Annotated in this window: 2 protein-coding genes; both read right to left on the reverse strand. The window is 38.7% G+C overall.

What is annotated here, in order from left to right:
* A partial coding sequence (locus tag ABWO41_RS15540) for a glycoside hydrolase family 3 protein (RefSeq protein ID WP_353140017.1) occupies nt 1-919 on the reverse strand: 919 nt, incomplete at its 3' end.
* Between the two features lie 76 nt (nt 920-995).
* Nucleotides 996-4,706, reverse strand: a complete 3,711-nt coding sequence (locus ABWO41_RS15545) for a pectinesterase family protein (RefSeq protein ID WP_353140019.1) — start codon at nt 4,704-4,706, stop codon at nt 996-998.
* Nucleotides 4,707-4,740: the final 34 nt, after the last annotated feature.

Genomic DNA, 4,740 nt, shown 5'->3' on the forward strand with positions numbered 1-4,740 from the left:
TGGATCCACAGTCCAGATCTGTTCCGCTATATACCGCAGCTGCAGATGCTGAAGCAGCATCGGGATGTGTCTTATGTGCATTTTCTTTAAAAAAATCTGCAATAGCCCCGCAATCGGCTACTACTATACCTTCAAAACCCCATTTCTTTCTTAATATTTGTTGTAATAACCTATCGCTTCCACAACACGGATCTCCTTCAAACCGGTTATAGGCACACATAACTTCCTGCACTTTGGCTTCTTTTACCAAAGCCTCAAAGGCCGGTAAATAAGTTTCGTATAAATCTCTTTGTTTAATATTCGCAGCATCAAAGGAATGTCTGTTCCATTCCGGACCGGAGTGAACGGCAAAATGCTTGGCACAGGCATGTAATTTATCGTATTTCCCATTGGAAGGGCCCTGTAATCCTTTTACCGCCTGAACGCCCATTACCGCAGTAAGGTATGGGTCTTCGCCATAGGTTTCTATACCTCTGCCCCAACGCGGATCTCTAAAAATGTTGATTGTTGGAGTCCACATGGTTAAACCTTCATATCGGCCATAGCTCCCCTGCGACAAATGATAATTGTGCTTTGCCCTTGCTTCATCTGAAACTGCATTGAACACATTAAACAGTGCATCTCTGTCAAAAGACGCCGCCATACCGATGGGCTGTGGAAATACCGTTGCCAAACCTGCCCTGGCTACACCATGCAATGCTTCGTTCCACCAGTTGTATTGTTTAATTCCCAAACGTTCTATTGGTCTGGACACGTCCTGCATCAGTAAGACTTTTTCTTCTACAGTGAGACGTTGTAACAGATCGTCTACCCTCTTGTCAAAGGGCAGACGATTATCCTGAAATGGATATAGTTTATTCTGTGCTGATATTTGTGAGCCTAGAAAAATTAAAAAAAACGAAAAAACAAAAATTCTCATAAACTTATACTAATTGAAGATATCTAACAATTCTACCGAGGCTAACTATCAACACCATCTAAACCGACCGTTCATTTTATTTTTTTACCAATCTGGTTACATGATTATTACCATTAACATCATTTATTTCTACTATATATATTCCTATTGGTAAACCCGAGATGTTAAAATTCTGATTATTTTCTGCCTGTTGAGCAGTAAATACTTTTTTACCTGTCATATCGTATATACTAATGTTATTTTTTGATACCGTAGAAGATAGTTTGATATATTCGGTTGCCGGGTTAGGATATACAGCTATGTTTACATTATTTGTAAATCTTACGGAAACTAAATCGCTGTATTCGGTATGTCCATCAAAATCTATGGCCTTTATTCTATAAATATTGGTTTCGGCCAGCGGTGCATGGTCTGTAAAATAATACGTTTGTTTTATATTGCTGTTTCCTGTGGCTTTTATATTTCCTAATTCCTCAAAATTCTTTCCGTCAATTGTTCTTTCTATAGTAAAATGAGAAGTTCCTTTCTCTGTTAAAGTGCTCCAGTTAAGTTGCACAGATTGTCCTGCTTTAACAGCTTTTACCTGTAAGCCGGTAATTGGTAAAGTTTGTATTACTTCTGATTCTGCACTTAAAGCTCCAAACTCTCCTACTGCCTGAACCTTATAGGCATAATTTGTTTCTTGTACTGCCGTTGCATCTGTATATGTGCCATTTAGCGAAAAACCTATTACTTGATTATTTCTGAATATAATATACAATCTTGCATAATCTACTTCATTCCATGTAAGCTCATTATTATTAAGGGATAGATTTGTTGGCTTGTCGGGAGCTTCTGTCATTAAACGCGGATCCCAGCTATCTCCATTTCTGAGAATAACATTTTCATAGCTATAGCCTGCTGCTTCTGAAGGTGTAAGTGATTTTTTAGCTTTACCTGTTACTACTCCGGTAACATTTCCGCTTCCATCTTTAACATCGTACTCATAATCTTCTATACGCTGGCTTAAATCTATCGCATTACCATTTATATCCATGGTATTGTAATCTGCAAATACCGCTGGTATAGCTCCCATTTTATAATACCATCCTTTAGGATAGATACTTATTCCGTCCAATAACCTTGTATTCAGGAATACAGTTTTTGGTGATCCCTGCCATGGTCTTCCTAAATAAGTAATTACACTGGATACTCTATCTTTCATTAATATGCAATCACTAAATACATAACCGTAAGCAGTTTCCGGCTTGTGGCTTGGTGCAACAATATAGCCACCTGCATCTCTATTTACAGAAATGGTATCCCGATCAAAGAACACATCTCCGGCCCCATAAATAAAATCAACAGCTCCCTCTATTCTCGAATTTTTAATATAGTGCCTGTCTGACACATTATTATATGAAGTTAAATAAGTATCCTGGTAACTTCTGAGATAAACATTATTAAGGGTAAATCTGTCTTTCGTCGAAAACAAAGCCAATGCCTGTGGCCCTGCCAGCTGTTCGTAACCCCAACTATTTTCTAAAGTCAGATTTTCGAAATAGCAATCTGTAGAATTTACCACCATGGTTGCTCCTACAGAAACATGCACAGCATTTTCGCCACCGGAAAGTAGATTATCAGAGATAATTACACCATCGCGGCTTTGGCCAATTAAGTGTATAAAAGGTTTGCTCGAAGGTATATCATGATGTCCGGTATATTTTCCGTTCTTGATATAAATTAACCATGGAGTTACCCTGTTACCAGGCGCTGCTGCTATGGCATCTATTACTGACAGATAATCTCCCGAACCATCTTTTGCCACAACCGCATCAAACATTTTTTTAGTTGGCTGTGTTCTGTTTGCTGTAGTAAAGGTAAAAGTAATTCCGGCATAAGCATTCCCAGACATGTCAATTAAAGCTCCGGCCGGTATAGTTACGGTATATGATGTATTATAGCTCAATTTTTCATAAGCGAATGTAACGGACTTTGTTCCGTAAACGCCGGAAAGCACTTTTGTTCCTAACGTGATATTACCCGTTCCTGCTTTTACCCGTTCATTAAATGTTAACACAACAGAACCATTAACGGTTGCTGTAGCCGAACCTACAGCCGGTACAGAAGAAATTAATTCCGGAGCATCTGTATCATTTACGATTTCTTTATCTGCATACACAAATACATTGGTATAGGCAATGCCTTCAACGTCAGATCCAGGATTGCTTGCATTACCGTCAAGTTTAGCGCTTCCTTTATCTGCCACCCATTTCAAATAAACTCTTGGCTTTCCTTCTGCTTCCTGTGGTAAGGTAGCATTCAGATCGGACCAACTGCTGTTATATTTGCCAGATATATCTACAGTTGCTATATCCGTATAAGAAATATCGTCTAAAGAATATTGTAGTTTATAAACGGAATAAGCCTGATAAGAAGCTGCTACCATTGATTTTACCTGGATATTCTTATAGCCTTCTGTAGAGAATTGTGCTTTCAAATATCTCGGGTTTCCGGCATTAAAGTCAGCAGCCGGTGTCCATAATCTTGCTGCCGGATAAGACGGAGAATAACTCGCGGCACTGGACAACCAGGCTACAGAGGCATTCGAAGCAGAATATGCAGATATCATACCTGTATTGGTGCTCTCTGCGTAATAATCGGCAGTTTTATCTTGTTTGGTAGTTTGATCCATAAAATCCCATCCTACTATAAAGGGAATTTCATCAAACGTGGCGGTGTAAGTTGCGTCTGCATTAACAATAACTGTTCTTTGTAATACTGTAGAATTATCTTCCCAATAGCTGAAAGTGCTTACAGCATTTGGAGTTACCGTCATGGTTACCTCTGTTCCAGCCTCGTATTTTCCGCTTACAGGCTCAGGGGATAGTTTTACATCGCCCCAGTTTGAACCTGTTTTATTTACCGTAAAATTATAAGTTGCTACGGTTTCAAATACTGCTTTAATATTTTTGGCAGCGTCCATTGTAACCACATATGGATTTGATACAGACAATTCTGCATCGGCATTATTAGCGTCTACCCATTTAACAAACTTGTAGCCAAAATTTGAGGCTGCCTGCAGGCTAACCAAAGCTCCCTCATCATAAGTTAAATTATTTGGCGTTTTCGAGATCGTCCCTGCGCTTGCATTATTTAAAGTTGTCGTCAGGTTATATTGAGTAGCAACAGCGCTATCGTCGTCACTTAATGTTCCCGTCAATTTAAAATTTTTAGATGCAAAATATCTATTGGCAGACCCGGCCCAAATATCAATTCTAATACTTAACGTTTTTCCCTGGCCAATTTCAATATCGGTATTGATATCTGCAACTTCCTTACCGGCATCAGTAGCCACAGCACCACTGTTTATCAAAGCTACTGCTCCGGTAGTTATATTATTATCATATTCTTTTGTTAGTTCGTATTTAATTTTTCCAACCGGCGCTGATTCAAGAAAGCTATTTAAAGAATAATAAACAGCCATTTTCGCTCCACCTGTTCCTCCCCCTAATGCATAAAAATTAATATTAGTTAGTCTGAATTTTTTTCCAACCGGAACAGCGACTTTATATTCTACATACGAGTTTGCATCGTAAGCTGTAGGCAGTTGTTTTCCAGTAGTTCTTGCCACATCCTGAAAACCAGTTCCCACATTATAATTTCTGTTATATTGAATACCTTCAATAACACTACCTAGAACTTGATTTGAGGCACCTAAACTGGCAGAACTTGATGCTCCTGAGGTATTAGAGGATAAAGTCCAGGTAATAGTTTCTATAGTTTGCGCCTTAGCACTCTGAAGCATGCTTAAAAACGCAATAAATAAGTAAATAAACTTT

Origin of the sequence: Pseudopedobacter sp., from assembly GCF_040392825.1 — a bacterium.
Lineage (GTDB): Bacteria > Bacteroidota > Bacteroidia > Sphingobacteriales > Sphingobacteriaceae > Pseudopedobacter.